The organism is Yersinia sp. 1252 StPb PI (assembly GCF_048593885.1).
Taxonomy (GTDB): domain Bacteria; phylum Pseudomonadota; class Gammaproteobacteria; order Enterobacterales; family Enterobacteriaceae; genus Yersinia; species Yersinia enterocolitica_E.
In genome coordinates this window covers 1-741 of the sequence record NZ_JAZGQE010000439.1, presented here as the reverse complement: position 1 = coordinate 741, position 741 = coordinate 1, and the positions used below count along the sequence as shown (strand labels likewise).

The window sequence follows — 741 nt, the reverse complement described above, 5'->3', positions numbered from 1 at the left end:
AAAGTTAATATACAACACCAACTTTGTTAAATGTTAAGCGGCTAATAATAGCTCACTGCTATCGGCCAAGGTGTCAATGACTGGCATATCAACAATAACGTCAAACTGACTGGCAAGCGCCAAATCTTTGAGTGGTATATTTATATCTACACCTTGGGATTCGAGGATTTTTAGTATGGAAGCGTTATTACCCCTCAGCAGGCCATAGACACCAAGATCCATATCACTTGGATAGCTATTATCTCTATACATTGCATAAAGGGTCTCTAAAATAGAGATATCAATATCATCTGAGATATCTAATCCGCTGAATTTCAGTTGCACTTGCTGGAGTTGAAGGTGATGAAACTGAGGATCCTCCAAGTTAATATCAGGAATAGGAATTAAATTCGCACCAAATTGCAGACTTTCGTTTTCACCGGGGATTATGGGAGATACTTCGGATAACTTCACTCCGTGAGCTTCCTTAACCGCCGCCGCATGCACTCCCTTAGACTCTATCACTATTGCGGCTTTACTTTGAGGGGAGCTACTTTGAATCGCGAATTTGACACCAACGGTGGGCGGATTTGGGCCAGCCGAGTAAATACCATATCCTCTTTCACTCGACTCCAAAGCTATATCACCAAAATCATTGGCCCACCAGTAGGTATAAGAAGAAATAGTTTCATTTTTAAATTCTTCATGGTACTTAATAGTCACAGTCATATTAAAATCCTTTTAATTAAAAATATAACTCAT

The 741-nt window shown here is 39.5% G+C and carries 1 protein-coding gene; it reads right to left on the bottom strand.

Annotation, left to right across the window (positions count from 1 at the left end; genetic code table 11):
• Positions 1-33: 33 nt before the first annotated feature.
• Positions 34-708 carry a heme acquisition protein HasA gene (locus V2A85_RS24180; RefSeq protein WP_372560111.1) on the bottom strand — a complete coding sequence of 225 codons (675 nt, stop codon included), beginning with the start codon at positions 706-708 and terminating at the stop codon, positions 34-36.
• Between the last annotated feature and the right edge of the window lie 33 nt (positions 709-741).